This window comes from Azospirillum brasilense, from assembly GCF_003349955.1.
GTDB lineage: Bacteria > Pseudomonadota > Alphaproteobacteria > Azospirillales > Azospirillaceae > Azospirillum > Azospirillum brasilense_B.
This window is the reverse complement of sequence record NZ_QLKQ01000022.1, coordinates 21,034-46,658: the sequence shown is the minus strand read 5'-3', so window position 1 is coordinate 46,658 and position 25,625 is coordinate 21,034. Positions and strand designations below refer to the sequence as shown.

The following is a 25,625-nucleotide window of genomic DNA, read 5'->3' as shown; positions in this document are numbered from 1 at the left end:
GGTCCGGCGGCAAGGAAAAGCGCATGATCGTGGTCACCGGTGGGGCCGGTTTCATCGGCTCGAACCTCGTGGCGGCCCTGGCCGCGCGCGGGATCACCAACGTCGCGGTGATCGACCGCTTCGGCGACGGGGAGAAGTGGCAGAATCTCGCCAAGCGGGAGCTCGCCACCCTCGTCGCTCCGGAGAACGCGCTGGCCTTCCTCGACCAGCACGCCGCGGAGATCGACGTGATCTTCCACCTTGGCGCCATCTCGGCGACGACCGAGCGCGACGTGGACCGGATCGTCGCCAACAACGTGGCGCTGACGCTGGACCTCTGGCGCTGGTCCTCGTGGCGGGGCGCGCGGCTGATCTACGCCTCCTCCGCCGCGACCTACGGCGACGGCTCCGCCGGATTCGACGACGACGGGTCGCCGGAGGCGCTGGCGGCCCTGCGCCCGCTCAACGCCTACGGCTGGTCCAAGCACCTGATCGACCGCCGCGTCGCCCGCGTGGTGAGCGAAGGCGACATCGTGCCGCCGCAGTGGGCGGGCCTGAAGTTCTTCAACGTCTACGGCCCCAACGAGCGGCACAAGGACGACATGATGAGCGTCGTCGCCAAGCTGCACCCCCAGCTCAAGGCCGGGGAACCGGCCCGGCTGTTCAAGTCGCACCGCCCGGAGTTCGAGGACGGCGGGCAGCTCCGCGACTTCATCCATGTGGACGATTGCGTGGCGGTGATGCTCTGGCTCTACGACAACCCGCAGGTCAGCGGGCTGTTCAACGTCGGCACCGGCAAGGCCCGCAGCTTCCGGGATCTGGCGCTCGCCACCTTCGCCGCTCTGGGGCTGGAGCCGCGCGTCGAGTATATCGCCATGCCGGCCGAGCTTCAGGGCAAGTACCAGTATTTCACCGAGGCGCGCACCGAACGCCTGCGCGCCGCCGGCTTCGACCAGCCCTTCACCGAGTTGGAGGAGGGCGTGCGCCGCTACGTCCAGGATTTCCTGTCGCAGCCCGACCCCTACCGCTGACGGTTCCGCCTCTCCCCGACCGGGGAAACGCCGAAACAACATAAGGCACCCGCCGCGCATGCTCGCCATCGCCTTCCCCGCCATCGACCCCGTGGCGTTCGAACTCGGGCCGATCGTCATCCGCTGGTACGCGCTGGCCTATCTGGCGGGCTTCGTGCTCGGCTGGCGCTACTGCCTGGCGCTGGCCCGCCGCACGCCGGGCCGCCCCTCGGCGGAGGATTACGACGACTTCCTGACCTGGGCCGTGGTCGGCGTCATCCTGGGCGGGCGGATCGGCTACGTGCTGTTCTACAACCTGCCCTTCTACCTCCAGAATCCGCTCGACGCGCTGATGGTCTGGCACGGCGGCATGTCCTTCCACGGCGGGCTGATCGGCGTTCTCGGCGCGATCCTGCTGTTCTGCTGGAAGCGCGGCCTGTCGCCGCTCGCCTTCGGCGACCTGATCGCCGCGGCGGCCCCCATCGGCCTGTTCTTCGGCCGCATCGCCAACTTCATCAACGGGGAGCTGTATGGCCGACCGGCGCCCGACGTCTCCTGGGCGGTGGTGTTCCCGCGCGACCCGCTGCAGGTGCCGCGGCACCCCAGCCAGCTCTATGAAGCCTTCCTGGAGGGGGCGGTGCTGTTCGTCCTGCTGGCCATCCTGGTCCGGATGCCCGCCGTGCGCGGGCGCGCCGGCATGACGGCAGGCATCTTCTTCATCGGCTACGGCCTGTCGCGAATCATCGCGGAGTTCTTCCGCGAGCCGGACGCGCAGCTCGGATTCCTCTATGCCGGGGCGACGATGGGACAACTTCTGTCGGTGCCGATGGTTCTGTTCGGTGTGTGGCTGGTCGCCCAGGCCCGCCGCCACCCCGCCGCCGTCTGACGCCGGAAGGTCCCGCCATGAGTGACGCCGCCTCGGACAGCCTCGCCCACCACCTCGCCCGCCGCATCCTGCTGGACGGGCCGCTGTCGGTCGCCGCCTTCATGGCGGAGGCGCTGGGGCATCCGCGCTTCGGCTACTACATGCGCCAGGACCCTTTCGGCGTGTCCGGCGACTTCACCACCGCCCCGGAAATCAGCCAGATGTTCGGCGAGCTGGCCGGGCTGTGGTGCGTCGACACCTGGGCGCGGCTGGGCGGCCCCGCCCCCGTCCATCTGGTGGAGCTGGGGCCGGGCCGCGGCACGCTGATGCAGGACGCACTGCGCGCCGCCGCGCTGGTTCCCGCCTTCCGCGAGGCCGCCCGTGTCCATCTCGTCGAGACCAGCCCGACGCTGCGCGCCCGCCAGAAGGACACCTTGGCCGGTGTCGCGGTCACGTGGCACGACCGGCTGGAGGACGTGCCCGAAGGCCCGACCCTGATCCTCGCCAACGAATTCTTCGACGCCCTGCCCATCCGTCAGGTCCAGAAGACCAGCCACGGCTGGTTCGAGCGGCTGATCGACATCGACAGCACGGAATCCACGGACACGCCCCGCTTCCGCTTCGTCCTGGAGGCCTTCGGCAGCGCCGGCGCCCGGCTGATCCCGCCGGCCCTGCGCGACGCCCCGGAGGGCAGCGTGGTCGAGGTTTCCCCGGCCTCCCAGGCGGTGGCCCGGCTGATCGGGGAGCGTCTGGCGATCCACCCCGGCGCGGCCCTGGTGATCGACTACGGCTACCGCGGCGGGCCGGCGGTCGGCGACACGCTCCAGGCGCTGCGCCGCCACGCCTACGCCCCGGTGCTGGACGCGCCGGGCGAGGCCGACCTGACCGCCCATGTGGACTTCGCCGCCATCGCCGCCGCCGCGCGCGAGGGCGGGGCGGAGAGCTTCGGTCCGGTGGACCAGGGCGACTGGCTGGCCCGGCTGGGCATCCAGCCGCGCGCCGCCGCGCTGAAGCGCAGCGCCACGGCGAAGCAGGCCGCGGACATCGACTCCGCGCTGGCCCGCTTGATCGCGCCCGACCAAATGGGCACCCTCTTCAAGGTTCTGGCCCTCGCCTCCCCCGGCCTGGGGCCTCCGGCGGGCTTCGAAGGCCCGGATCTGGCATCCTGAACACTGGCATCCGAACAAGAGACCGCGACAGCAAAGGGACGGGTTCGTGATTACGCTTGGCGCGCTGAACGACATCACCCACATCCGACACGCCTTCTTCACCCGCACCGGCGGCGTGTCGACGGGGCTGTACGCCTCGCTGAACGTCGGCTTCGGGTCCGGGGACGCGCCCGCCGCCGTGGCGGAGAACCGCGCGCGCGCCGCCGTCCGCATGGACGTTCCGCCGGAACGGCTCGTCACCTGCTATCAGGTGCACAGCCCGACCTGTGTCGCCGTGACCGAGCCCTGGACGCCCGATCAGGCGCCCCACGCCGACGCCATGGCGACCGACCGTCCGGGGATCGCGCTGGGCATCCTCACCGCCGACTGCGCCCCGGTTCTGTTCGCCGACGAGAAGGCCCGCGTCATCGGCGCCGCCCACGCCGGCTGGAAGGGCGCCAAGGGCGGCGTGCTGGAGGGGACCATCGCGCGCATGGAGGAGCTGGGCGCCAAGCGCAACCGCATCGTCGCCGCCATCGGCCCCTGCATCGCCCAGCGCTCCTACGAGGTCGGGCCGGAATTCCCCGCCCCCTTCCTGGCGGAGGACCCGCGCAACCGCGACTATTTCGCCCCGGCCCGCCGTCCGGACCATTTCCTGTTCGATCTGGCCGGCTACATCACCCGCCGCCTGGGCGACACCGGGGTGGAGATCATCCAGCGCTGCCCCAACGACACGGTGGTCGAGGAGGACCGCTTCTTCAGCTACCGCCGGTCCTGCCTGCGCGGCGAAAAGGACTATGGGCGCGGCCTGTCGGCCATCGTCCTTCAGGGCTGACCGTGAGCGGAAAATCCTTCGTCCTAAAATTGTTCTTACCTCTGACTGATTGCGATACGACCCATTTCGGGTAAGATCAATTCTCACGGGTTGGGACATTCCGGAGGGGGATGCCGGCATGACGATGGACGCGCACCGGGAGGCGACGCTGGGGGGCGAGGGACGGAACGGCGACAGGCGGGGCGATTGGCGCAGCGCGCGGATGGTGCTCGACAACGGCGGGCTGGACGCCGACCATCGGATGCAGCACGAGCTGATCCGCCGCTTTGTCGCCCTGCCGGGCGAGGAATCCGGCCGCAGGACGGCGCTGGCCCTGCTGAACGAGCTGCGCCGCGTCTCGGTCCGCCATTTCCTGCGCGAGGAGCGGGTCCAGGCCTCGATGCGCTACCCGCATCTGGAGGAGCACAGGGCGCAGCATCGACGGCTCGCCGACCTCCTGGACGACATCATCGGGCAGGTGGACGCCGAGGAGTCCGCCTTCGAGTACAGCTACGTGAAGGGGAAGGCGAACGAGCTGCTGCAGTTCTGGTTCTTCGACCATTTCGTGAAGGCCGACCTGCCCATGAAGACGCACCTCGCGAAGTTCGCGGTGCGGTGATGCACGAGCGTCTTACCGCCACGCTTGCGCCATGCGGGAATCGCAGAGCCGGCTGGCTGCGGCGTCTTGAACCGCCCGTCATGGAACGTTTACATGGGTGCGGCCCTTTGTTATGGTCCGCCGCGTTTTCAAGGGGCGGCGTCGGCAAGGGACTGACGGGCGCACCGAAACCTATTCCCTGCAGAGAGAGCCGACTGCGATGAAGGTGCTTGCCGGCAACAGCAACCGTCCGCTGGCCGAGGCCATCTCCACCTGTCTCGGCGTGCCGCTGACCAAAGCGAGCATCCGCCGTTTTTCGGACATGGAGGTGTTCGTCGAAATCCTGGAGAACGTGCGCGGCGAAGACGTGTTCGTGGTCCAGTCGACGTCGTTCCCGGCCAACGACAACCTGATGGAGCTGCTGGTCACCATCGACGCCCTGCGTCGCGGGTCGGCCCGGCGCATCACGGCGGTCCTCCCCTACTACGGCTATGCGCGCCAGGATCGCAAGACCGGTCCGCGCACGCCGATCTCGGCCAAGCTGGTCGCCAACCTGATCACCCAGGCCGGCGCCAACCGCGTGCTGACCATGGACCTGCACGCGGGCCAGATCCAGGGCTTCTTCGACATCCCGACCGACAACCTGATGGCCGCCCCGGTGTTCGAGAAGGACATCCGCGCGACCTTCGAGGACATCGGCGAGGTGACGATGGTGTCGCCCGACGTCGGCGGCGTGGTGCGCGCCCGCTCGCTGGCCAAGCGGCTGGACGCCGATCTCGCCATCATCGACAAGCGGCGTGAGCGCGCCGGCGTGTCGGAGGTGATGAACATCATCGGCGACGTCAAGAACCGCCGCTGCATCCTGCTCGACGACATCGTGGATTCGGGCGGCACGCTGTGCAACGCCGCGGTCGCCCTGATGGACGCCGGCGCGAAGTCGGTCCACGCCTATTGCACCCACGGCGTCCTGTCCGGCGGTGCGGTGGCCCGCGTGGCCGTGTCGCCGCTGGAGCAGCTGGTCACCACCGACAGCATCCAGGCGACCGAGGCCGTGCGCGTGTCGCGCAACATCCGCCAGCTCACCATCGCCCCGCTGCTCGCCGACGCGATCACCCGCATCAGCGAGGAGCGTTCGGTGTCGAGCCTGTTCTCGTAACGGCATACCCGATCTTCGGACGGCGATGAACGGAGCGGCTTCGGCGGCTCCGTTTTTCGTTTCCGGAAAGCCGCGCGGCGGGAAACAAGATCGACACGGATTTCACGGAATTTGGCTTCCGCGCCTTCATACGGAGCAACAAGATCCGTGTCATCCGTGTGTGAGTCCGTGAAATCCGTGTCGATCTTGCCCGCGATTCCACGGCTCCACCCATGAGCCGGCCACTCCGCGCTTGACGCCGTGCCCCGCATGGCTTAATCACCGCGCCCACGCGTCAGCACCCCTGGAGGCTGGCGCTTTTTTCCGTTCAAGGAGTTCTTCCGATGACGCAGATCGTTCCGCTCAGCGCCGAAGCGCGCGACCGGGCCGGCAAGGGGACCGCCCGCCAGACCCGTCGTGATGGCCGTATCCCGGCCGTGATCTACGGTGGCAAGCAGGCCCCCATCATGATTTCGCTGGAGAAGTTCACGTTCACCCGTGTTCTGAACCAGGCGGGCTTCTTCACGCACCTGTTCGACATCACGGTCGATGGCGCCACTCACCGGGTCCTGCCGCGCGACGTGCAGTTCCATCCGGTCACCGACGTCCCGCTGCACGTCGACTTCCTGCGCGTCTCCACCGAAACCCGCACCACCGTGCAGGTTCCGGTCGAGTTCGTCGACCAGGAGAAGTCGCCGGGCCTGAAGCGCGGCGGCGTGCTGAACATCGTCCGCCACGAGTTGGACGTGACCGTCTCCGCCGGCAACATCCCGGAGCAGATCACGATCTCCTGCGAGGGCTACGACGTCGGCGATTCGATCCACATCTCTTCGGTGAAGCTGCCGGAGGGTGTCGCCTCGACCATCACCGACCGCGACTTCACGATCGCCACGATCGTCGCCCCGTCGGGCCTGAAGTCCGAAGAGGCCGAGGGCGCCGAGGCCGCCGCTTCCTGATCGGAAGCCGCCTTTGGGGTTGCGACAGGGGGCTTCGGCCCCCTGTTTCGTTTCCGGCTTATGCCGTTTTGCGATGAGGAGACTGCGCCATGCTGCTGCTGGTGGGATTGGGCAACCCTGGCGCCGAATACGCGCGCAACCGGCACAACATCGGCTTCATGGCGGTGGAGGAGATCGCCCGCCGCCACGGCTTCGGCCCCTGGCGCAAGCGCTTCCAGGGCCAGACCGCCGAGGGCACGATCGGCGGCGAGAAGGTGATCGCCCTGGAGCCGCTGACCTTCATGAACCTGTCGGGCCAATCGGTCGCCGCCGCCGTTCAGTTCTTCAAGATGAAGCCCGAGGACGTCGTCGTCATCCATGACGAGCTGGACCTGCCGCCCGGCAAGATCCGGGTGAAGAAGGGCGGCGGGCATGGCGGGCACAACGGCCTGCGCTCCATCGACGCGCATCTCGGCAAGGAGTACTGGCGCATCCGCCTGGGCATCGGCCATCCCGGCGACAAGGATCGGGTCAGCGGCTATGTCCTCCATGACTTCGCCAAGGCCGAGCAGAGCTGGCTCGACCCGCTGATCGACGCCGTCGCCGACGCCTTCCCGCTGGTCGTGAAGGGGCAGGCGGAGACCTTCATGAACAAGGTCACCCTGGCGACCGCTCCCGCCAAATAGGCAGGGTTACGCCTCCGCCGGGGTGCCGCCGCGGCCGGTCCAGACCGCCAGCAGCCCCTTCTGCAGCAGGATGAAGACGAACAGCAGCACGCCGATGGCGATCTTCGTCCACCAGCTGCTCAGACTGCCGTCGAAGGTGATGTAGGTCTGGATCAGGCCCTGGATCAGCACCCCGATGAAGGTGCCGATCACATAGCCGTAGCCGCCGGTCAGCTGGGTGCCGCCGATCACCACCGCGGTGATGGTGTCCAGTTCCACCCCCGTCGCCGCCAGCGAATAGCCGGCCCCGGTGTAGAGCGAGAAGACGATTCCCGCCAGTCCGGCCAGCAGCCCCGACAGGGCGTAGACCGCCACCGTGGTGCGGCCCACCGGCACGCCCATCAGCTCCGCCGACTGGCGGTTGCCGCCCAGCGCGTAGAGGTTGGCGCCGAAGCGCGTCCAATGGGCGCAGACCACCGCGGCCGCCACTACCCCCAGCATCAGCAGCGCCGGCAGCGTCAGCTTGCCCCCGCCGTCGAAGCGCAGCGCCAGATCGCCCAGCTCGGCGTAAAGCGGGTGGTTGATCGGGATGGAATCGGTGCTCAGCACGAAGCCGAGGCCGCGGGCGACGAACATGCCGGCCAACGTGACGATGAAGGGCGGCATCTGGAAGACGTGGATGACGGCGCCCATCGCCGCGCCGAAGCCGCCGGCCACCGCCAGCGCCACGGCGAAGGCGGACAAGGGGTGCCAGCCGCCTTGTTCGATCAGAACGGCCAGCAGCACGGTGGTGAAGCCGATCACCGCCCCCACCGACAGATCGATGCCGCCCGACAGGATCACGAAGGTCATGCCGACCGCGGTGATGCCGAGAAAGGCGTTGTCGGTCAGCAGATTGCCGACGACCCGCAGCGAGGCGAAGTTGGGGAACTGCGCGGCGCAGAGCAGGAAGCCGACCACCAGGACGGCGGTGGTGACCAGCAGGGGAAGAAAGCGGTGGATCATGGCGTCACGCTCCCGCGCTTGGGCTTGGGCTCTCGGGCTTGCCCCGTGGCGGGGTCGGCGGCCGGACCGGCCGGGGGCCTGGACGCGGCAGGAACAGGGTCAGGGTCGGCGATTGCAGCAGCAGGACGACCATCAGGACGCCCGCCTTGACGATCAGGTTGAACTCCGGCTTGAAGCCGCTCAGCAGGATGCCGGTGTTCATGGCCTGGATGGTCAGCGCCCCAACCACCGACAGCAGCAGCCCGAACCGGCCGCCGAGCAGGGACGTGCCGCCGACCACCACCGCCAGGATGGCGTCCAGCTCCAGCCACAGGCCGGCGTTGTTGGCGTCGGCGCCGCGGATGTCGGCGGCGACCACCAGACCGGCAACGGCGGCGCACAGGCCGCACCAGACATAGACGGCGACCAGCACGACCGGCGTGTTGACGCCCGCCCCGGCGCTGGACAGCCGGTTCACGCCGACCGCCTCGATCATCAGCCCCAGCGCGGTCGTCCGGACCAGCAGCGCGGTCACCCCCAGCAGGACGGCGGTGATGACCACCGGCATCGGCACGGTCAGGAACGACCCGCTGCCGATGAAGGCGAGGCCGGGACTGGTGAAGGTGACGATCTGCCCCTCGGTGACCAGCTGGGCGATGCCGCGGCCGGCGACCATCAGGATCAGGGTGGCGACGATCGGCTGGATGCGCAGGACGGCCACCAGAAGCCCGTTCCACAGGCCGCAGAGCAGGCCGGCGCCCAGCGCCGCCGCCAGCACCGGAGCCAAGCCCCAGCCCGCCTGGGTCAGGGTGGCGGCGACCGCTCCGGAGATCGCCATCACCGCGCCGACCGACAGGTCGACGCCGCGGGTGGCGATGACCATGGTCATGCCGATGGCGAGCAGCGCCACCGGAGCGCCGCGGTTCAGCACGTCGATCAGGCTGCCGAACAGCCGGCCGTCCTGCAGGCGGATGGAGAAGAAGTCGGGGAAGAGCAGCCAGTTGGCCAGCAGCACGGCGGCCAGCGCGCCGTATTGCGGCAGGTTGCGCGACGGGCCGGGGGCCGACCGCGTCATGGGCGGGGCTCCACGGGAACGGACTCCGACGCGATGGCGGCGACGATGCGGTCCACGGCGACCTCCCCTCCCCTCAGCTCCGCCACATGGCGGCGGTCGCGCAGCACGACGACGCGGCGGCTGTAGGCGACGATCTCCTCCAGCTCCGACGAGACCACCAGCAGGGCCATGCCGTCGGCGCACAGCCGCTCGATCAGGCGGATGATCTCGGCGTGGGCGCCGACGTCGATGCCGCGCGTCGGCTCGTCGAGGATCAGCAGGCGCGGCTCGGTCGCCAGCCAGCGGGCGAGCAGCGCCTTCTGCTGGTTGCCGCCGGACAGGAGCTGGATCGGCTGCTCGGCGTGGGGCGTGCGGATGTCGAGCAGCCGGATGAAGCGGTCGGCGATCTCCTCCTGGCGGCGGCGAGGGATCGGCCGCAGCCAGCCCTGCCGCGCCTGGAGCGCCAGGATGATGTTCTCGCGCACCGACAGCGCGCCGACGATGCCCTCCTTCTTGCGGTCCTCCGGGCAGAAGCCGAAGCCGAGGCGGATGGCGTCGCGCGGCCCGCGCAGCCGCACCGCTTGGCCGTCCACCATTGCCTCGCCCCGGTCGGCGCGGTCCATGCCGAAGACCAGCCGCGCCGTCTCCGTCCGTCCGGAGCCGAGCAGCCCGGCGAGCCCCACCACCTCGCCGGGGCGGATGTCGAGGTCGAAGGGCTCGACGCTGCGCGCCTTGCCGTAGCCGCGGAAGCGGACCAGCGGCGGCCGGGCGTCCTCCTCCCGCTCATCGTCCGGCGGGGCGATGCGGTGGGCCGCCGCTTCCAACTCCCGCCCCAGCATCATGGCGACGAGGTCGAGGCGCGGCAGCTCGACGGTGCGCCGCTCCCCCACCAGGCGGCCGTTGCGCAGCACGGTGATGCGGTCGCACAGCGCGTAGACCTGATCGAGGAAATGGGTGACGAAGACGATGCCGATGCCGCGCGACCGCAGGGTGCGCATCACCTTGAAGAGGACCGCCACCTCCTGCGCGTCGAGGCTGGCGGTCGGCTCGTCGAGGATCAGCACCTTTGCCGACATGTCCACCGCGCGGGCGATGGCGACGATCTGCTGCGTCGCCACCGAGAAGCGGCCGAGCGGCGCCGTCACGTCGAGGGACAGGCCGTAGGGGATCAGCACCGCCCGCGCCCGCCGCCGCATGGCGCCGCGGTCGACCAGACCGAAGCGCATCCCGAAACGCATCGGCTGCCGGCCGAGGAACAGGTTCTCCGCCACCGACAGGTTCGGCAGCAGGTTCACCTCCTGGTAGACGGTGCCAATGTGCAGGCGCTGCGCCTCCTCCACGCCGCGCGGGGCGATGGGCCGCCCCTCCAGCGCCACAGTGCCGGCGTCGCGCTGGTAGACTCCGGTCAGCGTCTTGATCAGCGTCGACTTGCCGGCGCCGTTCTCGCCGAGGAGGGCGTGGATCTCGCCGTGGCGCACGGTGAAATCGACGCCGTCGAGCGCCTGGACGCCCAGGAAGGCCTTGGACAGGCCGCGCACCGCCAGCAGCGGCGGCGACGCGGTGGGGGTCGGGTCCGTCATGCGGGGGGCCTCGCCGGCGGTGCCGTGGGGTGGCCGGGTCAGTAGGCGTCCTTGCGGCGTTCGTACTCGGCCTTGGCGGTGTCGGGGGTGAACAGCGCCGATTCCGTCTGGATCCACTTCGGCGGCGCCTTGCCGTCCTTTTTGAAGGCGATCAGCGCGTCGAAGGCCGGGCCGGCCATGTTCGGCGTCAGCTCCACCGTCGCGTTGGCCTCGCCCTCGGCCATCGCCTTGAAGATGTCGGGCACGCCGTCGATGGACACGACCAGGATGTCCTTGCCCGGCTTCAGCCCGGCCTCCTTGATCGCCTGGATGGCGCCGACCGCCATGTCGTCGTTGTGGGCATAGACCGCGCAGATGCCCTTGCCGCCGTTCTCCGCCTTGATGAAGCTCTCCATCACCTCCTTGCCCTTGGCGCGGGTGAAGTCGCCGGACTGGGTTCGGACGATCTTCATGCCGGGGTTCTTGGCGACGACCTCGTCGAAGCCCTTCTTGCGGTTGATGGCGGGGGAGGAGCCGACGGTGCCCTGGAGCTCGACCACGTTGCAGGTGCCGCCGGTCTGCTTGGCCAGCCATTCGCCGGCGACCCGGCCCTCGAGCACCGTGTCGGAGGTGACGGCGGTCATGTAGAGGCCGGGGTCCCGGGTCTCGATCTGGCGGTCGAGCAGGACGACGGGGATTTTCGCCTCCTTGGCCTCCTTCAGCACCGAATCCCAGCCGGTCGCCACCACGGGGGCGATGAAGATGGCGTCCACGCCCTGGGCGACGAAGGAGCGCACGGCCTTGATCTGGTTCTCCTGCTTCTGCTGGGCGTCGGAGATCTTCAGGTCGATCCCGCGCTTCTCGGCCTCCGTCTTGGCGGTCTTGGTCTCGGCGGCGCGCCAGCCCGATTCCGAGCCGATCTGCGAGAAGCCGACCACCAGCTTCTTGTCGGCGGCCTGCGCACCGCCGAGCCCGATCAACAAGGCCGCGGCGGCAGCGGCGGAGATCAGCCATGTCCTGGACATACCGTTTCACTCCCCTGGGTGTCTTGTCATCGATCCGGGCAGCCCGGCGACCCGCCTGCGCCCGCTCGCATCTGTTCGTTGTGCCAACTTTAGGCATCGAAAACCATATCTGTCCAATACGATTCTCGACCGAAGCGATACCGAAACCGGCATGATCGCCCGATGCGGGCAACACCTTGTCCGCCCTTCCCTCACTCTTGTCTCGGCACGCCGTCGATCCGCCGCCACAGGCCGAACGGGTTGCCGTCGCGCAGCGCCTCCGGCAGCAGGGCGGCGGGAATGTCCTGGTAGCAGACCGGGCGCAGGAAGCGCCGGATCGCCAAGGTGCCGACCGAGGTGGTCCGGCTGTCGGAGGTCGCCGGGAAGGGGCCGCCATGCACCATGGCGTGGCAGACCTCGACGCCGGTCGGCCAGCCGTTGGCCAGGATGCGGCCCGCCTTGCGCTCCAGAGTTGGCAGCAGGGCGGCCACGGCGTCGCCGTCCGCCGCGTCCATCTGCACGGTCGCGGTGAGTTGGCCCTCCAGCCGCTCGGCGACGGTCCGCATCGCTGCGACGTCCGGGCAACGGATCAGCAGGGACGCCGCCCCGAACACCTCGTCCTGCAAGGCCGGGTCGGCGAGGAAGGCGTCGGCCGTCGTGCCAAACAGGGCGGCTTGCGCCTGGTTGGGGCCACTGCAGGCCAGCCCGCGGGCGAGCGTCGCCACGGCGGCGCTGCCGGACAGCCGCGCCACCCCCGAATCATAGGCGGCGTGGATGCCCGGGGTCAGCATGGTCGAGGCGACGCTGCCGCCCAGCGCCTCCACCGCCACGGCCACGAACCGGTCGAGGTCCGGCCCGTCGACGCCCAGCAGGATGCCGGGGTTGGTGCAGAACTGCCCGGCGCCCATGGTCAGCGAGGCCACGAAGCCCTTGCCCAGCGCCTCGGCCCGCGCGGCCAACGCCGCCGGCATCAGGAAGACCGGGTTGATGCTGCTCATCTCCGCATAGACCGGGATCGGCTCGGGCCGCCGGGCCGCCGCTTCCATCAAAGCCAAGCCGCCGCCGCGCGAGCCGGTGAAGCCCACCGCCTTGATGCGCGGGTCGGTGACCAGCGCCGCTCCGATGGGGTTGCCGACGCCGAACAGCAGCGAGAAGACGCCCTCGGGCAACCCGCAGGAGGCCACCGCCGCCTGGATGGCCCGGCCGACCAGCTCCGACGTGCCGGGATGGGCGGAGTGGCCCTTGACCACCACCGGGCAGCCGGCGGCCAGCGCCGACGCCGTGTCGCCCCCGGCGACCGAGAAGGCCAGCGGGAAATTCGACGCGCCGAACACCGCGACCGGACCGAGCGGGATGTGGCGCTGCCGGACGTCGGGGCGCGGCAGCGGCGTACGCTCCGGCTGGGCCGGGTCGATGCGGGCCTCCAGCCAGCCGCCCTCGCGCACCGTCTGGGCGAACAGGCGGAGCTGGCCGACGGTGCGCCCGCGCTCCCCCTCCAGCCGCGGGCGCGGCAGGCCGCTCTCGGCCATGGCGCGGACGATCAGCGCGTCGCCGAGGTCGAGGATGTTCGCGGCGATGGTTTCCAGGAAGGCGGCCCGCGCTTCCAGCCCGGTTTCGCGGAAGGCGTCGAAGGCGGCCCAGGCCAGCGCGCAGGCGCGCTCGACCTCCGCCGCACCGCCGCCGCCAAAGGCCGGCTCCAGCGCCGCGCCGGTGGCGGGATCGACGGCGCGGAAGGCGCCTTCGGAGCCGCGGTGGCTCTCGGCGCCGATCAGCATCGCGCCGGTGATGGTCGTCATCAGGGGTCTCCTGGTTTGCGAGGGGGGACGCCGTCCTCAGCGCGCCCAGCGCAGGACCAGCGGGTCGAGGCGGCGGGCGGCGTCGAGCAGGCCAGCGCGGCTGGCCGGATGCGGGTCCGCCAGCGGGTGGCGCACGGCGTCGCAGGCGATGATGCCGCCCTCCTTCATCAGGATCTTGGCGGTGGCGAGCCCGCACTGGCGGTTCTCGTGGTTGATCAGCGGCAGCCAGCGCCCGTAGGCCGCCACCGCCGCCTCGCGGTCGCCGGCCAGGAAGGGGTCGATGATCTGGCGGATGCCGTCGGGATAGCCGCCGCCGGTCATGGCGCCGGTCGCCCCGGCGTCGAGGTCGGCCAGCAGGGTGATCGCCTCCTCGCCGTCCCACGGCCCCTCGATGGCGTCGCCGCCCAGCTCGATCAGCCGGCGCAGCTTGGCGGCGGCCTGCGGCACCTCGATTTTGAAATAGGCGACGTTGGCGATCTCCCGCGCCATGCGGGCCAGCAGCTCCGCCGACAGAGCGGTGCCGCTGACCGGGGCGTCCTGGATCATGATCGGGATGTCGATGGCGTCGGACACCCGCTGGAAGAAGGCGGTGATGCCCGCCTCGGGCACGCGGATGGTGGCGCCGTGGTAGGGCGGCATGACCATCACCATGGCGGCCCCCAGCTCCTGGGCGCGGCGGCTGCGCGCGGCGCAGGCGGCGGTGCTGAAATGGGTGGTGGTGACGATGACCGGCACCCGGCCGGCGACGTGGCCGAGGATGGTTTCCATCAGCAGTTCCCGCTCGGCGTCGGTCAGCACGAACTGCTCGGAGAAGTTGGCGAGGATGCACAGGCCGTCGGAGCCGGCGTCGATCATGAAATCGACGCAGCGCGTCTGCCCGGCGAGATCGAGGTCCCCCGTCTCGGTGAAGATGGTGGGAACGACGGGGAACACTCCCCGATAGGGGCGGGCGCTGGGGGCCATGGCCGTTGGGGTCCTTCTGTCGGGTGGATTGCAGGCCGGGTCAGCCGGGCGGATGCCCGAAGCGGCCGGGCGGCAGGCCGCAAACGCCGCCGGGATCGCACTCGAACAGCGCGCCGGCCAGCGGTTCGTCGGGGCGGCCATGCGCCGCCGTGGTCACGAACAGCCGGTCGAGGGCGGGGCCGGCGAAGACGCAGGAGGTGACCCGCGACACCGGCAGCGCGATCGCACGGTCCAGCGTGCCGTCGGGCTGGAAGCGGCTGACCCGCCCGCCGTCCCAATGGGCCACCCACAGGCCGCCCTCGGCGTCGCAGGTCATGCCGTCGGGATAGCCGTCGGCCTCGGCGAAGCGGATGTGGGCGCGCTTGCCGGACAGCCGCCCCGCGCCGTCCAGGTCGAAGGCGTGGATCGTCCGCGCCGCGCTGTCGGTGTGGTAGAGCGTCCGCCCGTCCGGCGCCAGCGCCGGGCCGTTGGCGACGGTGTAGCCTTCATCCATGCGGGTGATCGACCCGTCGGGGTCGAGCCGGTGGAAGGCGCCGGACGGCGTCTCCTCTCCGTCGTCCATGCTGCCGATCCACAGGCGCCCCTGCGCGTCGGCCTTGGCGTCGTTCAGCCGGTTGCCCGGCCGGTCGGGGTCGATCCGCGCCAATTCCCCGGCGATCACCACGCGGCCCGGCTCCAGCCGCAGGCGGACCACCCGGCGCGAGCACAGCCCGGCGATGAAGCCGTCGCCATCGGCACACTCCACCAGCCAGCAGGCGGCGTCCTCCAACGCCCAATCCGTTTGGGTCCCGTCGTCGAGCCCGTGGCGCAGAATCCGCGATCCGTGGATGTCGACGAAGAAGACGGCGCCCTGCCCCGGCGACCACAGCGGGCCTTCGCCCAGGAGCGCCCGGGCGGGCCAGACGCAACGAACCTCCTGCGGCATGCCGTGTCGCCTCCCCCTCGCGGTTCCATTCCGAATTTTGTTGACCATGCCAACAATAGAGAGCGTTCTGATAATCGTCCAATACGAATATCGGCGCTGGCGATACGAGATTTCGTATGCCGGCGCTTCGTCAGACCGGAGGCCCCCGCCCGTGACCCCGCACCGTTTCCCGGCCAACTGGTTCCTCAAGGCCCGGCTGAAGCTGCGCCATCTCCAGCTGTTCGTGGCGCTCGACGAGCACCGCAACCTGCACCGCGCCGCCGCCAGCCTGACCATGTCGCAGCCGGCCGCCTCGAAGCTGCTGGGCGACCTGGAGGAGTCGCTGGGCGTCACCCTGTTCGAGCGCCATGGCCGCGGCGTCGAGCCGAACTGGTACGGCGGCCTGATGATCCGCCACGCGCGGGCGATCCTCAGCGGCCTGCAGGAGGCGGGGGAGGAGCTGAACGACCTGCTGGCCGGCCACAGCGGCAGCGTCTCCATCGGCACGGTGATGGCCCCGGCGGTGGAGCTGGTGGTGCCGGTGATCACCACCCTGACCCGCGATCATCCCGACCTGAAGATCGCCGTGGCGGTGGAGACCAGCGACGTGCTGGCCGAGCGGGTGCAGCAGGGCGTCATGGATTTCGCGGTCGGCCGCCTGCCCGGCCACGTCGACGCCGCGTGCTTCGAGTATCAGGAGATCAGCAGCGAGGAGCTGTGCTTCGTCTGCCGCGACGGCCATCCGCTGCTGCGGCTCGGCCGCCCGCTGACCGCCGCCGATCTGGTGGACGCCACCTGGATTCTCCAGCCCTCGGGAAGCCTGCTGCGCAGCCGGGTCGAGGCGCTGTTCCGCGCCGAGGGGGTGCCGCCGCCGCGCAAGGTGATCGAAAGCGCCTCGCCGGTCATCTCCTTGGCGATGGTCGCCGAGAACGATTCGGTGACCGTCTTCGCCCGCGCGCTCGCCCAGGTGTTCTCCCCCACCGGCAGCTGCACCATCGTGCCCTTCCACAAGCGCTTCAGCGTCGAGCCCTACGGCATTTTCTGGCTGAAGGACCGCCCGCTGTCGCCGGGTGCCCGCACCGCCCTGGCCGCCTTGCGGGCGGCGTCCGACGCCAAGATGCGCCGCGCGCAGGAAGCGCCGCAGCCCAGCACCTCAAGTGATATCGAATTGTGTATGGATTCTGCCAATAATCGTATTTGACAGTTATGGTTTTTCGGCCGATTGCTAGCCTTACAAACATTGCGCCACCCGACACCCGTTCAAGAGCCGCGGGTGTGGCCAACCCGGTGCCGCAGAAGGGGGAGGAAATCGGCCCATGTCTTCTTCGTTCACGACCACACTGGCCGGGATGGCCGTCGGCGTGCTGGCCCTGACCGTTGCCGCCACGCCGACGCTGGCGCAGGACAAGCCCACCGTCGGCATCGCGATGCCCACCAAGTCCTCGGCCCGCTGGATCGACGACGGCAACAACATGGTCAAGCAGTTCCAGGCCAAGGGCTACAAGACCGACCTGCAATACGCCGAGGACGACATCCCCAACCAGCTCGCCCAGATCGAGACGATGGTCGCCAAGAACAGCAAGGTCCTGGTGATCGCCGCCATCGACGGCACGACGCTGACCGACGTGCTCCAGCAAGCCAAGGACCGCGGCGTCAAGGTCATCGCCTACGACCGGCTGATCCGCGGGTCGGAGAACGTGGACTATTACGCGACCTTCGACAATTTCCAGGTCGGCGTGCTCCAGGGCAGCTACATCGTCGACGCGCTGGGCCTGAAGGACGGCAAGGGTCCCTTCACCATCGAGCTGTTCGGCGGCTCCCCCGACGACAACAACGCCTATTTCTTCTACAACGGCGCCATGTCGGTGCTGCAGCCTTACATCGACAGCGGCAAGCTGAAGGTGGGCAGCGGTCAGGTGGGCATGGACAAGGTGTCCACCCTGCGCTGGGACGGCGCCACCGCCCAGGCCCGCATGGACAACCTGCTGAGCGCCTTCTACGGCAACCGCCGCGTCGACGCCGTGCTGTCGCCCTACGACGGGATCAGCATCGGCATCATCTCCTCGCTGAAGGGGGTCGGCTACGGCTCGCCGTCGCAGCCGATGCCGGTGGTGACCGGGCAGGACGCCGAGGTCCCCTCGATCAAGTCGATCCTGGCGGGCGAACAGCGCGCCACCGTCTTCAAGGACACCCGCGAGCTGGCGCGGATCACGGTGGAGATGGTCGACGCGGTGCTGGGCGGCGGCACGCCGCCGGTCAACGACACCAAGACCTACGACAACGGCAAGAAGGTCGTCCCGGCCTACCTGCTGAAGCCGGTGAGCGTGGACGCGTCGAACTGGAAGAGCACGCTGGTCGACAGCGGCTACTACACCGAAGCCCAGGTCAAGTGACGCGGCGGCGCGGGGCGGGCGCCAAGCGGCATTCATAACCCTCTCCCCTCTGGGGAGAGGGTGGCCCGGAGGGCCGGTGAGGGGGATGCGCGTGACGGTGCGTCCGGCAAAAGCGCAACCCCCTCACCCTAACCCTCTCCCCAGAGGGGAGAGGGGACTGAGATTGCGGGTTCCTCGGAGGATTCTCATGGACTCCATCCTGGAGCGGTCCAGTCTGGCGATGCCGATCCTGGAGATGCAAGGCATCACCAAGACGTTTCCCGGCGTGAAGGCGCTGGACGACGTCAATCTGTCGGTCCGCGAGGGCGAGATCCACGCGCTGATCGGCGAGAACGGCGCCGGCAAATCGACGCTGATGAAAGTGCTGAGCGGGGTCTACCCGCAGGGAAGCTACGAGGGTGAAATCCGCTTTCGCGGCCAGCCCCAGGGCTTCCGCGGCATCGCCGACAGCGAGCGGCTGGGCATCATCATCATCCACCAGGAACTCGCCCTGGTTCCCCTGCTGTCGATCACCGAGAACCTGTTCCTCGGCAACGAGCAGGCGCGCCGTGGGGTGATCGACTGGGACGCCGCCACCCTGCGGGCGCGGGAGCTGCTGCGACTGGTCGGGCTGCACGACCCGCCGGAGACCCTGATCACCGACATCGGCGTCGGCAAGCAGCAGCTCGTGGAGATCGCCAAGGCGCTGTCCAAGGAGGTCAAGCTGCTGATCCTGGACGAGCCGACCGCCAGCCTGAACGAGAGCGACAGCGACGCCCTGCTTGAGCTGCTGCTGCAATTCAAGGCGCGCGGCATCGCCTCCATCCTCATCTCGCACAAGCTGAACGAGATCGCCAAGGTGGCCGACCGGGTGACCATCCTGCGCGACGGCACGACGGTGGAAACGCTGGACTGCCGCGAGGGCGTGGTCAGCCAGGACCGCATCATCCGCGGCATGGTCGGGCGCGCCCTGTCGGACCGCTACCCCAAACGGACCACCGTGCCCGGCGAGGTGCTGTTCGAGGTCAGGGGCTGGAGCGCCGACCACCCGGCCCACCCCGGCCGGCGCGTCGTCCGCGACGTGAACCTGACCGTCCGCCGCGGCGAGGTGGTGGGCATCGCCGGGCTGATGGGCGCCGGCCGCACCGAGTTCGCGATGAGCCTGTTCGGCCGCTCCTACGGCCGCAACATCCGCGGTCAGGCCTTCCTCGACGGTCGGGAGATCGACGTCTCCACCATCAGCCGGGCCATGGCGAACGGCCTCGCCTACGCGACGGAGGACCGCAAGCATCTCGGCCTCGTGCTCGACAACGACATCCGCCACAACGTTACGCTGGCGAACCTCAAAGGGGTGGCGAAGCGCTGGGTCATCGACCATGAGCAGGAGGTCCAGGTGGCCGAGGAGTTCCGGCGCCGGCTGCGCATCCGCTGCGCCGACGTGTTCCAGGAGACGGTCAACCTGTCGGGCGGCAACCAGCAGAAGGTCGTGCTCAGCAAATGGCTGTTCGCCGACCCGCAGGTTCTGATCCTCGACGAGCCGACCCGCGGCATCGACGTCGGCGCCAAGTACGAGATCTACACCATCATCAACCAACTGGTCGCCGAGGGCCGGGGCGTCGTCCTGATTTCCTCCGAAATGCCGGAGCTGCTGGGCGTCGCCGACCGCATCTATGTGATGAACGCCGGCGCGATGGTCGCCGAGATGCCGGCGGCCGAGGCCAGCCAGGAGAAGATCATGGGAGCGATCATGCGCTCCGGCGAGACGCTGATGTCCGGGGAGGCTCTGCCATGAGTGCCGAACTCAACCTGCCGGCGCGCGGCCCGCGGGTGTCCATGGGGCGGTTCGTGAAAGCGCACATGCGCGAGTACGGCATGCTGCTGTCGCTGGTCGCCATCGTCCTGTTCTTCCAGTACATGACCGACGGCACGCTGCTGCAGCCGCTGAACCTGACCAACCTCGTTCTGCAGAACAGCTACATCGTCATCATGGCGCTGGGCATGCTGCTGGTGATCGTCGCCGGGCACATCGACCTGTCGGTGGGCTCCGTCGTCGCCCTCATCGGCGCGCTGGCGGCGACGCTGATGGTGCGGCTCCATCTGGACTTCGTCACCACGACGCTGCTGTGCCTGCTGGCCGGGGCGGCGATCGGGGCGGTGCAGGGCTTCTGGGTCGCCTATCTGCGCATCCCCTCCTTCATCGTGACTCTGGCCGGCATGCTGGTCTTCCGCGGCCTGTGCCTGATCCTGCTGGCCGGCCAGTCGGTCGGTCCCTTCCCGGTGGAGTTCCAGCGCCTCAGCTCCGGCTTCATCCCGGACTTCCTGGCGCTGGACGCCCTCAACCTGGGCAAGTTCCACCTGACCAGCCTGCTGCTCTGCGCGGCCGTGGCCGCCGCGATGGTGGCGATGAACACCAGGGCGCGCCTGCGCCGGCAGAGCGTCGCCATCGAGCAGGAGCCGCTGCCGCTGTTCGTGGCGAAGAACGTCGCGCTGGCCGCGGTGCTGATCTATGTCGGGCAGTTGATGGCCTCCTACCGTGGCCTGCCCAACGTGCTGATCATCATGAGCGTGCTGATCGCGCTCTACAGCTTCGTCACCCGCAACACCACGGTGGGGCGGCGCGTCTACGCGCTGGGCGGCAACGAGAAGGCGGCCAAGCTGTCCGGCATCGACACCCGGCGGCTCAGCTTCTACACCTTCGTCAACATGGGGGTGCTGGCGGCGCTGGCCGGGCTGATCTTCGCCGCAAGGCTGAACACCGCCACGCCGAAGGCCGGCGTCTCGTTCGAGCTGGACGTGATCGCCGCCTGCTTCATCGGCGGCGCCTCGGCGTCGGGCGGCGTGGGCCGGGTGACCGGGGCGGTGATCGGCGCCTTCATCATGGGCGTGATGAACAACGGAATGTCGATCCTGGGCATCGGCATCGACTGGCAGCAGGTCATCAAGGGCATGGTGCTGCTCGCCGCCGTCACCATCGACGTCTACAACAAGAACAAGGCGTGAGGACCGTCATGACCCGTCCCAGCCCCCTTCCCCCCGGCCCCCTCACCCTGGGCATCGTCGGCTTCGGCAAGATCGCCCGCGACCAGCATGTCCCGGCCATCGCCGCCACCGGCCTGTTCCGCCTCGCCGCGGTGGTCAGCCCGCAAGGCCCGACCCCGGAGGAAACCGGGCTCGGCGACGTGCCGGTCTTCCGCAGCCAGGCGGAGATGCTGGCCGCCCTGCCCGGCCTCGACGCCGTGGCCATCTGCACGCCGCCCGCGGTCCGCCACGCCCTGACGGTGGAGGCGCTGCGCGCCGGCAAGCATGTCCTGATCGAGAAGCCGCCGGCCGCCACCCTCACAGAGCTGCGCCTGCTGCTCGACGCGGCGGACACCGCTGGGCGCACGCTGTTCGCCGCGTGGCACTCCCGCTTCAACGCGGCGGTGGAGGAGACGCGGCGGCGGCTGGCCGGCGCCACCGTCCGCCATGCCGCCATCACCTGGAAGGAGGACGTGCGGCGCTGGCATCCCGGCCAGGACTGGATCTTCGCGGCGGGGGGCTTCGGAGTCTTCGATCCGGGCATCAACGCCCTGTCGATCCTGACCGAGATCCTGCCGGACCCCGTCGTCGTCCGCGACGCCGAGCTGCGGGTCCCCGCCAACCGCGACACGCCCATCGCCGCCAGCTTGAGGATGGAAGGCGTTGCGGGCTCCGCCGTGGGGACGGTGACCGCCGCCTTCGATTTCCTTCAGGAGGGCGAGCAGACCTGGACCATCGCCATCGAGACGGAGAGCGGACGGTTCGACCTGACCCACGGCGGAACGCGGCTGAGCGTGGACGGCGTGCCGGCGCTGGCCGAGCCCGACGCCGAGTACCAGGGCATCTACCACCGCTTCCGCCATCTGATCGCGGACGCGGCCGGCGACGTCGACGCCCGTCCGCTGCAACTGGTCGCCGACGCCTGTCTGGTCGGGCGCTGGCGCACCACCGACGCCTTTCACTGGTAAAGCGCCGGACACACCGCCCGGCCGACTTCCAACGACGCCCGAACGAGGCTCCGAACGACCCCGGCGCCGGCCGACCCCGGTCCGCGCCCCCAACCCGAATTGGTGCCGACATGTCCGATACGAAGCCCTCCCCCCAGCACCCGGAAATCGGCTCCGGCCGGCGGCTGCGCTCGCGCGCGTGGTTCGACAACCCCGACAACCCCGACATGACCGCGCTCTATCTGGAGCGCTACCTGAATTTCGGGCTGACGCGGGAGGAGCTGCAATCGGGCGCGCCGATCATCGGCATCGCCCAGACCGGCTCCGACCTCAGCCCCTGCAACCGGCACCATCTGGTCCTGGCCGAACGCCTGCGCGAAGGCATCCGCACCGCCGGCGGCATCGCCATCGAGTTCCCCGTCCACCCGATCCAGGAGACCGGCAAGCGGCCGACCGCCTCGATCGACCGCAACCTCGCCTATCTCGGCCTCGTCGAGGTGCTGCACGGCTACCCGCTCGACGGGGTGGTGCTGACCATCGGTTGCGACAAGACCACCCCCGCCTGCCTGATGGCGGCGGCCACCGTGAACATCCCGGCCATCGCCCTGTCGGTCGGCCCCATGCTGAACGGCTGGTTCCGCGGCGAGCGCACCGGCTCGGGCACCATCGTGTGGAAGGCCCGCCAGATGATGGCGGCCGGCGAGATCGACTATCAGGGTTTCATCGAGCTGGTGGCGTCGTCCGCCCCCTCGACCGGCTACTGCAACACGATGGGCACGGCCTCCACGATGAATTCGCTGGCCGAGGTGCTGGGCATGCAGCTCCCCGGCTCCGCCGCCATCCCCGCCCCCTACCGCGAGCGCCAGCAGGCCGCCTACGAAACCGGCAAGCGCATCGTCGAGATGGTCCGCGAGGACCTCAAGCCCTCCGACATCCTGACCCGCGACGCCTTCCTCAACGCCATCGTCGTCAACTCCGCCATCGGCGGCTCGACCAACGCGCCGATCCACATCAACGCCATCGCCAAGCACATCGGCGTACCGCTGACGGTGGAGGACTGGCAGACCCACGGGCACGATGTGCCGCTGCTGGTCAACCTCCAGCCGGCCGGCGAGTATCTGGGCGAGGACTTCCACCGCGCCGGCGGCGTGCCCGCGGTCGTCGCCCAGCTTATGGGCAAGGGGCTGATCCGCGAGGGAGCACCGACCGTGAACGGCCGGACCATCGGCGAGAACTGCCGCCAGCAGCCGATCCTCGACACCCGGGTGATCCACCCCGTCGACGAGCCGCTGATGCCCAACGCCGGCTTCGTGGTGCTGCGCGGCAACCTGTTCGGCGCCGCCATCATGAAAACGAGCGTCATCTCCGACGAATTCCGCGAACGCTACCTGTCCAACCCGCAGGACCCCGAGGCGTTCGAGGGCAAGGTCGTCGTCTTCGACGGGCCGGAGGACTACCATCACCGCATCGACGACCCCGGCCTGGGCATCGACGCCTACACCATCCTGGTCATCCGCGGCACCGGCCCCATCGGCTATCCGGGGGCGGCGGAGGTCGTCAACATGCGGCCCCCCGCCACGCTGATCCGGCAGGGCGTCCACTCCCTTCCCTGCATCGGCGACGGCCGCCAGTCCGGCACCTCGGGGTCGCCCTCCATCCTCAACGCCTCGCCGGAGGCGGCGGCGGGCGGCGGGCTGGCCCTGCTGCGCAGCGGCGACCGGGTGCGCATCGACCTGCGCCGCGGCAGCGCCGACATCCTGATTTCGGAGGGCGAGCTGGCCGACCGCCGCGCCGCTCTGGACGCCGCGGGCGGCTACCCGATCCCGCCGTCGCAGACCCCCTGGCAGGAGATCCAGCGCGGCATCGTCGACCAGCTCGACGAGGGCATGGTGCTGAAGCCCGCCGTCAAGTACCAGCGGGTCGCCCAGACCATGGGCATCCCGCGCGACAACCACTGACGGAACAGCCGTGCGGCGCGTCAGCCCCCCACCTCGAACCGCTCATCCAGCCAATCGAGGGCGCGGAGGTTCAGGAGGGAGCGGTTGCCCATCTCGCAATGCCCGTCGGCGCCCTCGGCGGCGGTGAAGCGCATCAGCGTCTTCGGTCCGGTGAGCGCCTTGAAGAAGGCGCCCGCACCGGCCGACAGGGCGTCACCCTCCGCCGGAATGAAGCGGCCGAGCATCGCCATCCCGCCGAAGGGAATGGCCAGCGGGATGGCCGGGCGCGGTCCGAGCGAAAGCCCTTTGTCGAGCGCCGCCGTCCCCTTTCGGAAGGCGGCGATCAGGCGCGGATCGACGGGCGCGCCGTAGAGCGGGTGGAAGGAGGCGTTGTGGAAGGCGCTCGCCCGCAGATAGAGGGCGCGGGCGGTCGCCTTGTGGCCCTTGACCAGGGCGAGGTCGGCCTCATGCGCCAGCCGGTCGCCTGCCGCGGTCCAGGCGTCGTAATAGGCGTCGTCGACACCGTCGCCGATGGCCTCGGCGACCGCCTTGATCTCGCCGAACTCCGCCCCGCCATAAGGGATGTAGGCGATAGGCCAAGTGCCGAAGTCCTCGTGCAGAGCGTCGTGAAAGAGGGTGGTCACGGCTGTCCTCCCCCGTCCCGCCGGCCGGTTCACGGCGCCCCGGCAACCCTCAATTGTCGCCTTGCCGGCATCATCAAGCCATCGCGCAGAAGGTGAGGCGCCCGAACGGACGTGACTCCGACCATCGACAACCCGCGGGTTGCGACGATCCGACACAGCCCGGGAGCGTGGAGAAACGCCGCACACTCCCGCAGTCCGTGCACCGTTCCAACCGAGGGCGCTCATGACCGCTCCGCCCGCGTTCGAAATCCTTCCCTTCGACCCGCACAGCGCTTCGCCGGAGTTATGGGCGGAGCGGCATGTTTTCCGCCGGATCCGGCACGAGCAGTTCGGCGCAGACGACCTCCCGCCCTCGGACGCTTGGTTCGAAGCGATCGAACGCCAGCCGAGCGACTTCGGACGCAATGTCCATTGGGTGGCACGGACAGAAGGCCGGATTGTCGGCATCGTCGGCACCTTCCTGCCCAACCCGGAACAGCCGAACATCCAGGCGGCTCTGCCCCACCTGCACGCCGACGGCTTCGTGCTGAAAGAGTGGCGGCACCGGGGGGTCGGCCGGCGGTTGCTGGCGGAAATCCACGGCCTGATGACCGCGCACGGGAAGACCCTGCTCACTCTGGTCACCGACGACACGGACAGCCACGCCTTCCTGCGTGCCATCGGGGCCGACGAGCGGCTGCGGTCAGTGGACAGCCGGCTGGCGCTGGACAGCGTCGATTGGACGATGGTGGAGGAATGGCACGCGGCGATGCGCCGCACGCTTTCCGGTCTGACGGAAACCATCCATGCCGGCGAGATCCCGGATGCGGAGTTCGAAGCGATCCTGCCGCTGCACAACGCCCTGCTGCCCGACCTGCCGCGCGACCGGCTGGACCAACCGCTGATCCCGGTGACGATGGCGATGGCCATGGAATGGAAGCGCAACATCCAGTTCCAGCAGGTGGAGCATCACATGGTGGTGCTGCGCGACGCCGACGGTTCGGTGATCGGCTTCAGCGACGTCTTCTGGCACCCGGAGATAACCGACCGGGTCCATCAGATCGTCACCGGCGTGCGCCGTGACCGCCGCGGGCTGGGGGTGGGCAAGGGGCTGAAGGCCGCCCTGCTGCGGCATGTCCGCTCCGCCCGGCCCTCCGTCCGGCTGATGATCACCCGCAACGCGGCGACGAACGGGCCGATGCTGGCGATCAACCGCCGCCTCGGTTACGCGGAGCACAAGGTTCTCGGAACCTACCAGATCGGGGTGGGGGAACTGGGCGCAGCCCTGGCCCGCTGACGCCTTCAAACATTCGAC

At 69.6% G+C, this 25,625-nt stretch carries 23 protein-coding genes; 15 read left to right on the top strand and 8 right to left on the bottom strand.

The window, feature by feature from the left end; all coding sequences use genetic code 11:
- Positions 1–23 precede the first annotated feature (23 nt).
- From rfaD to pth, 8 genes are all read left to right on the top strand, one after another.
- Positions 24–1,010, top strand: coding sequence for an ADP-glyceromanno-heptose 6-epimerase (rfaD, locus tag DXK32_RS12305; RefSeq protein WP_114858763.1), 987 nt, complete (start codon positions 24–26; stop codon positions 1,008–1,010).
- Positions 1,011–1,068: 58 nt separating this feature from the next.
- The gene (lgt, locus tag DXK32_RS12300) at positions 1,069–1,875 is read left to right on the top strand and encodes a prolipoprotein diacylglyceryl transferase (protein ID WP_114858762.1); all 807 of its coding nucleotides are present in this window, start codon (positions 1,069–1,071) and stop codon (positions 1,873–1,875) included.
- Between the two features lie 17 nt (positions 1,876–1,892).
- Positions 1,893–3,023, top strand: coding sequence for a class I SAM-dependent methyltransferase (locus DXK32_RS12295; protein WP_114858761.1), 1,131 nt, complete (start codon positions 1,893–1,895; stop codon positions 3,021–3,023).
- Positions 3,024–3,069: 46 nt separating this feature from the next.
- Positions 3,070–3,837, top strand: coding sequence for a peptidoglycan editing factor PgeF (pgeF, locus tag DXK32_RS12290; protein WP_114858760.1), 768 nt, complete (start codon positions 3,070–3,072; stop codon positions 3,835–3,837).
- A 118-nt stretch (positions 3,838–3,955) separates the two neighbouring features.
- Positions 3,956–4,435, top strand: a complete 480-nt coding sequence (locus DXK32_RS12285; RefSeq protein WP_114858759.1) for a bacteriohemerythrin — start codon at positions 3,956–3,958, stop codon at positions 4,433–4,435.
- A gap of 199 nt (positions 4,436–4,634) precedes the next feature.
- Complete coding sequence (locus DXK32_RS12280; protein WP_014199935.1) at positions 4,635–5,570, top strand: ribose-phosphate pyrophosphokinase; 936 nt, start codon at positions 4,635–4,637, stop codon at positions 5,568–5,570.
- Positions 5,571–5,893: 323 nt separating this feature from the next.
- Positions 5,894–6,505, top strand: a complete 612-nt coding sequence (locus DXK32_RS12275) for a 50S ribosomal protein L25/general stress protein Ctc (RefSeq protein ID WP_114858758.1) — start codon at positions 5,894–5,896, stop codon at positions 6,503–6,505.
- Positions 6,506–6,594: 89 nt separating this feature from the next.
- Positions 6,595–7,170 (top strand): aminoacyl-tRNA hydrolase, encoded by a 576-nt coding sequence (gene pth / locus DXK32_RS12270; RefSeq protein WP_114858757.1) that lies wholly within the window; start codon positions 6,595–6,597, stop codon positions 7,168–7,170.
- A gap of 6 nt (positions 7,171–7,176) precedes the next feature.
- Here pth and yjfF read toward each other — a convergent pair whose 3' ends face one another.
- The 7 genes from yjfF to DXK32_RS12235 form a co-directional block, all read right to left on the bottom strand.
- Positions 7,177–8,154: a galactofuranose ABC transporter, permease protein YjfF gene (gene yjfF / locus DXK32_RS12265; protein ID WP_114858756.1), complete on the bottom strand. Its 978-nt coding sequence runs from the start codon at positions 8,152–8,154 to the stop codon at positions 7,177–7,179.
- A gap of 4 nt (positions 8,155–8,158) precedes the next feature.
- Entirely contained in the window at positions 8,159–9,208 is a 1,050-nt protein-coding gene (locus DXK32_RS12260) for an ABC transporter permease (RefSeq protein WP_114858755.1), read from the bottom strand.
- Positions 9,205–10,767, bottom strand: a complete 1,563-nt coding sequence (ytfR, locus tag DXK32_RS12255; RefSeq protein ID WP_114858754.1) for a galactofuranose ABC transporter, ATP-binding protein YtfR — start codon at positions 10,765–10,767, stop codon at positions 9,205–9,207. Before ytfR ends, DXK32_RS12260 begins: the two co-directional genes overlap by 4 nt.
- Before the next feature lie 38 nt (positions 10,768–10,805).
- A complete protein-coding gene (gene ytfQ / locus DXK32_RS12250) occupies positions 10,806–11,771 on the bottom strand; it encodes a galactofuranose ABC transporter, galactofuranose-binding protein YtfQ (RefSeq protein ID WP_114858753.1) in 966 nt (321 codons plus the stop codon).
- A gap of 191 nt (positions 11,772–11,962) precedes the next feature.
- Complete coding sequence (locus DXK32_RS12245) at positions 11,963–13,546, bottom strand: aldehyde dehydrogenase (NADP(+)) (RefSeq protein WP_114858752.1); 1,584 nt, start codon at positions 13,544–13,546, stop codon at positions 11,963–11,965.
- 36 nt (positions 13,547–13,582) lie between these two features.
- Positions 13,583–14,509: a dihydrodipicolinate synthase family protein gene (locus DXK32_RS12240; protein ID WP_114858751.1), complete on the bottom strand. Its 927-nt coding sequence runs from the start codon at positions 14,507–14,509 to the stop codon at positions 13,583–13,585.
- A 40-nt stretch (positions 14,510–14,549) separates the two neighbouring features.
- Positions 14,550–15,434, bottom strand: coding sequence for an SMP-30/gluconolactonase/LRE family protein (locus DXK32_RS12235; protein ID WP_114858750.1), 885 nt, complete (start codon positions 15,432–15,434; stop codon positions 14,550–14,552).
- A 151-nt stretch (positions 15,435–15,585) separates the two neighbouring features.
- Between DXK32_RS12235 and DXK32_RS12230 the strand changes: the two genes are divergently transcribed.
- From DXK32_RS12230 to DXK32_RS12205, 6 genes are all read left to right on the top strand, one after another.
- Positions 15,586–16,614 (top strand): LysR family transcriptional regulator, encoded by a 1,029-nt coding sequence (locus tag DXK32_RS12230; RefSeq protein ID WP_114858749.1) that lies wholly within the window; start codon positions 15,586–15,588, stop codon positions 16,612–16,614.
- Between the two features lie 115 nt (positions 16,615–16,729).
- Positions 16,730–17,806 (top strand): multiple monosaccharide ABC transporter substrate-binding protein, encoded by a 1,077-nt coding sequence (gene chvE, locus DXK32_RS12225; protein ID WP_114858748.1) that lies wholly within the window; start codon positions 16,730–16,732, stop codon positions 17,804–17,806.
- Between the two features lie 187 nt (positions 17,807–17,993).
- Positions 17,994–19,577: a multiple monosaccharide ABC transporter ATP-binding protein gene (gene mmsA, locus DXK32_RS12220; RefSeq protein WP_114858747.1), complete on the top strand. Its 1,584-nt coding sequence runs from the start codon at positions 17,994–17,996 to the stop codon at positions 19,575–19,577.
- Positions 19,574–20,785, top strand: coding sequence for a multiple monosaccharide ABC transporter permease (gene mmsB / locus DXK32_RS12215; protein ID WP_114858746.1), 1,212 nt, complete (start codon positions 19,574–19,576; stop codon positions 20,783–20,785). Before mmsA ends, mmsB begins: the two co-directional genes overlap by 4 nt.
- A gap of 8 nt (positions 20,786–20,793) precedes the next feature.
- Positions 20,794–21,771, top strand: a complete 978-nt coding sequence (locus DXK32_RS12210) for a Gfo/Idh/MocA family protein (protein ID WP_114858745.1) — start codon at positions 20,794–20,796, stop codon at positions 21,769–21,771.
- Between the two features lie 110 nt (positions 21,772–21,881).
- Positions 21,882–23,708: an IlvD/Edd family dehydratase gene (locus DXK32_RS12205; RefSeq protein ID WP_114858744.1), complete on the top strand. Its 1,827-nt coding sequence runs from the start codon at positions 21,882–21,884 to the stop codon at positions 23,706–23,708.
- 20 nt (positions 23,709–23,728) lie between these two features.
- Here the strand turns inward: DXK32_RS12205 and DXK32_RS12200 are convergent, their stop codons facing one another.
- Positions 23,729–24,331, bottom strand: coding sequence for a hypothetical protein (locus DXK32_RS12200; RefSeq protein ID WP_114858743.1), 603 nt, complete (start codon positions 24,329–24,331; stop codon positions 23,729–23,731).
- 223 nt (positions 24,332–24,554) lie between these two features.
- Between DXK32_RS12200 and DXK32_RS12195 the strand changes: the two genes are divergently transcribed.
- Entirely contained in the window at positions 24,555–25,607 is a 1,053-nt protein-coding gene (locus DXK32_RS12195) for a GNAT family N-acetyltransferase (protein ID WP_114858742.1), read from the top strand.
- The last annotated feature ends 18 nt before the right edge of the window (positions 25,608–25,625 follow it).

Excerpts from the sequence above, each read along its gene's own strand:
- rfaD (WP_114858763.1), top strand. The coding sequence starts at position 24 with ATGATCGTGGTCACCGGTGGGGCCGGTTTCATCGGCTCGAACCTCGTG.
- lgt (WP_114858762.1), top strand. The coding sequence starts at position 1,069 with ATGCTCGCCATCGCCTTCCCCGCCATCGACCCCGTGGCGTTCGAACTC.
- DXK32_RS12295 (WP_114858761.1), top strand. The coding sequence starts at position 1,893 with ATGAGTGACGCCGCCTCGGACAGCCTCGCCCACCACCTCGCCCGCCGC.
- DXK32_RS12285 (WP_114858759.1), top strand. The coding sequence starts at position 3,956 with ATGACGATGGACGCGCACCGGGAGGCGACGCTGGGGGGCGAGGGACGG.
- DXK32_RS12280 (WP_014199935.1), top strand. The coding sequence starts at position 4,635 with ATGAAGGTGCTTGCCGGCAACAGCAACCGTCCGCTGGCCGAGGCCATC.
- DXK32_RS12275 (WP_114858758.1), top strand. The coding sequence starts at position 5,894 with ATGACGCAGATCGTTCCGCTCAGCGCCGAAGCGCGCGACCGGGCCGGC.
- pth (WP_114858757.1), top strand. The coding sequence starts at position 6,595 with ATGCTGCTGCTGGTGGGATTGGGCAACCCTGGCGCCGAATACGCGCGC.
- yjfF (WP_114858756.1), bottom strand. The coding sequence starts at position 8,154 with ATGATCCACCGCTTTCTTCCCCTGCTGGTCACCACCGCCGTCCTGGTG.
- DXK32_RS12260 (WP_114858755.1), bottom strand. The coding sequence starts at position 9,208 with ATGACGCGGTCGGCCCCCGGCCCGTCGCGCAACCTGCCGCAATACGGC.
- ytfR (WP_114858754.1), bottom strand. The coding sequence starts at position 10,767 with ATGACGGACCCGACCCCCACCGCGTCGCCGCCGCTGCTGGCGGTGCGC.
- ytfQ (WP_114858753.1), bottom strand. The coding sequence starts at position 11,771 with ATGTCCAGGACATGGCTGATCTCCGCCGCTGCCGCCGCGGCCTTGTTG.
- DXK32_RS12245 (WP_114858752.1), bottom strand. The coding sequence starts at position 13,546 with ATGACGACCATCACCGGCGCGATGCTGATCGGCGCCGAGAGCCACCGC.
- DXK32_RS12240 (WP_114858751.1), bottom strand. The coding sequence starts at position 14,509 with ATGGCCCCCAGCGCCCGCCCCTATCGGGGAGTGTTCCCCGTCGTTCCC.
- DXK32_RS12235 (WP_114858750.1), bottom strand. The coding sequence starts at position 15,434 with ATGCCGCAGGAGGTTCGTTGCGTCTGGCCCGCCCGGGCGCTCCTGGGC.
- chvE (WP_114858748.1), top strand. The coding sequence starts at position 16,730 with ATGTCTTCTTCGTTCACGACCACACTGGCCGGGATGGCCGTCGGCGTG.
- mmsA (WP_114858747.1), top strand. The coding sequence starts at position 17,994 with ATGGACTCCATCCTGGAGCGGTCCAGTCTGGCGATGCCGATCCTGGAG.
- mmsB (WP_114858746.1), top strand. The coding sequence starts at position 19,574 with ATGAGTGCCGAACTCAACCTGCCGGCGCGCGGCCCGCGGGTGTCCATG.
- DXK32_RS12210 (WP_114858745.1), top strand. The coding sequence starts at position 20,794 with ATGACCCGTCCCAGCCCCCTTCCCCCCGGCCCCCTCACCCTGGGCATC.
- DXK32_RS12205 (WP_114858744.1), top strand. The coding sequence starts at position 21,882 with ATGTCCGATACGAAGCCCTCCCCCCAGCACCCGGAAATCGGCTCCGGC.
- DXK32_RS12195 (WP_114858742.1), top strand. The coding sequence starts at position 24,555 with ATGACCGCTCCGCCCGCGTTCGAAATCCTTCCCTTCGACCCGCACAGC.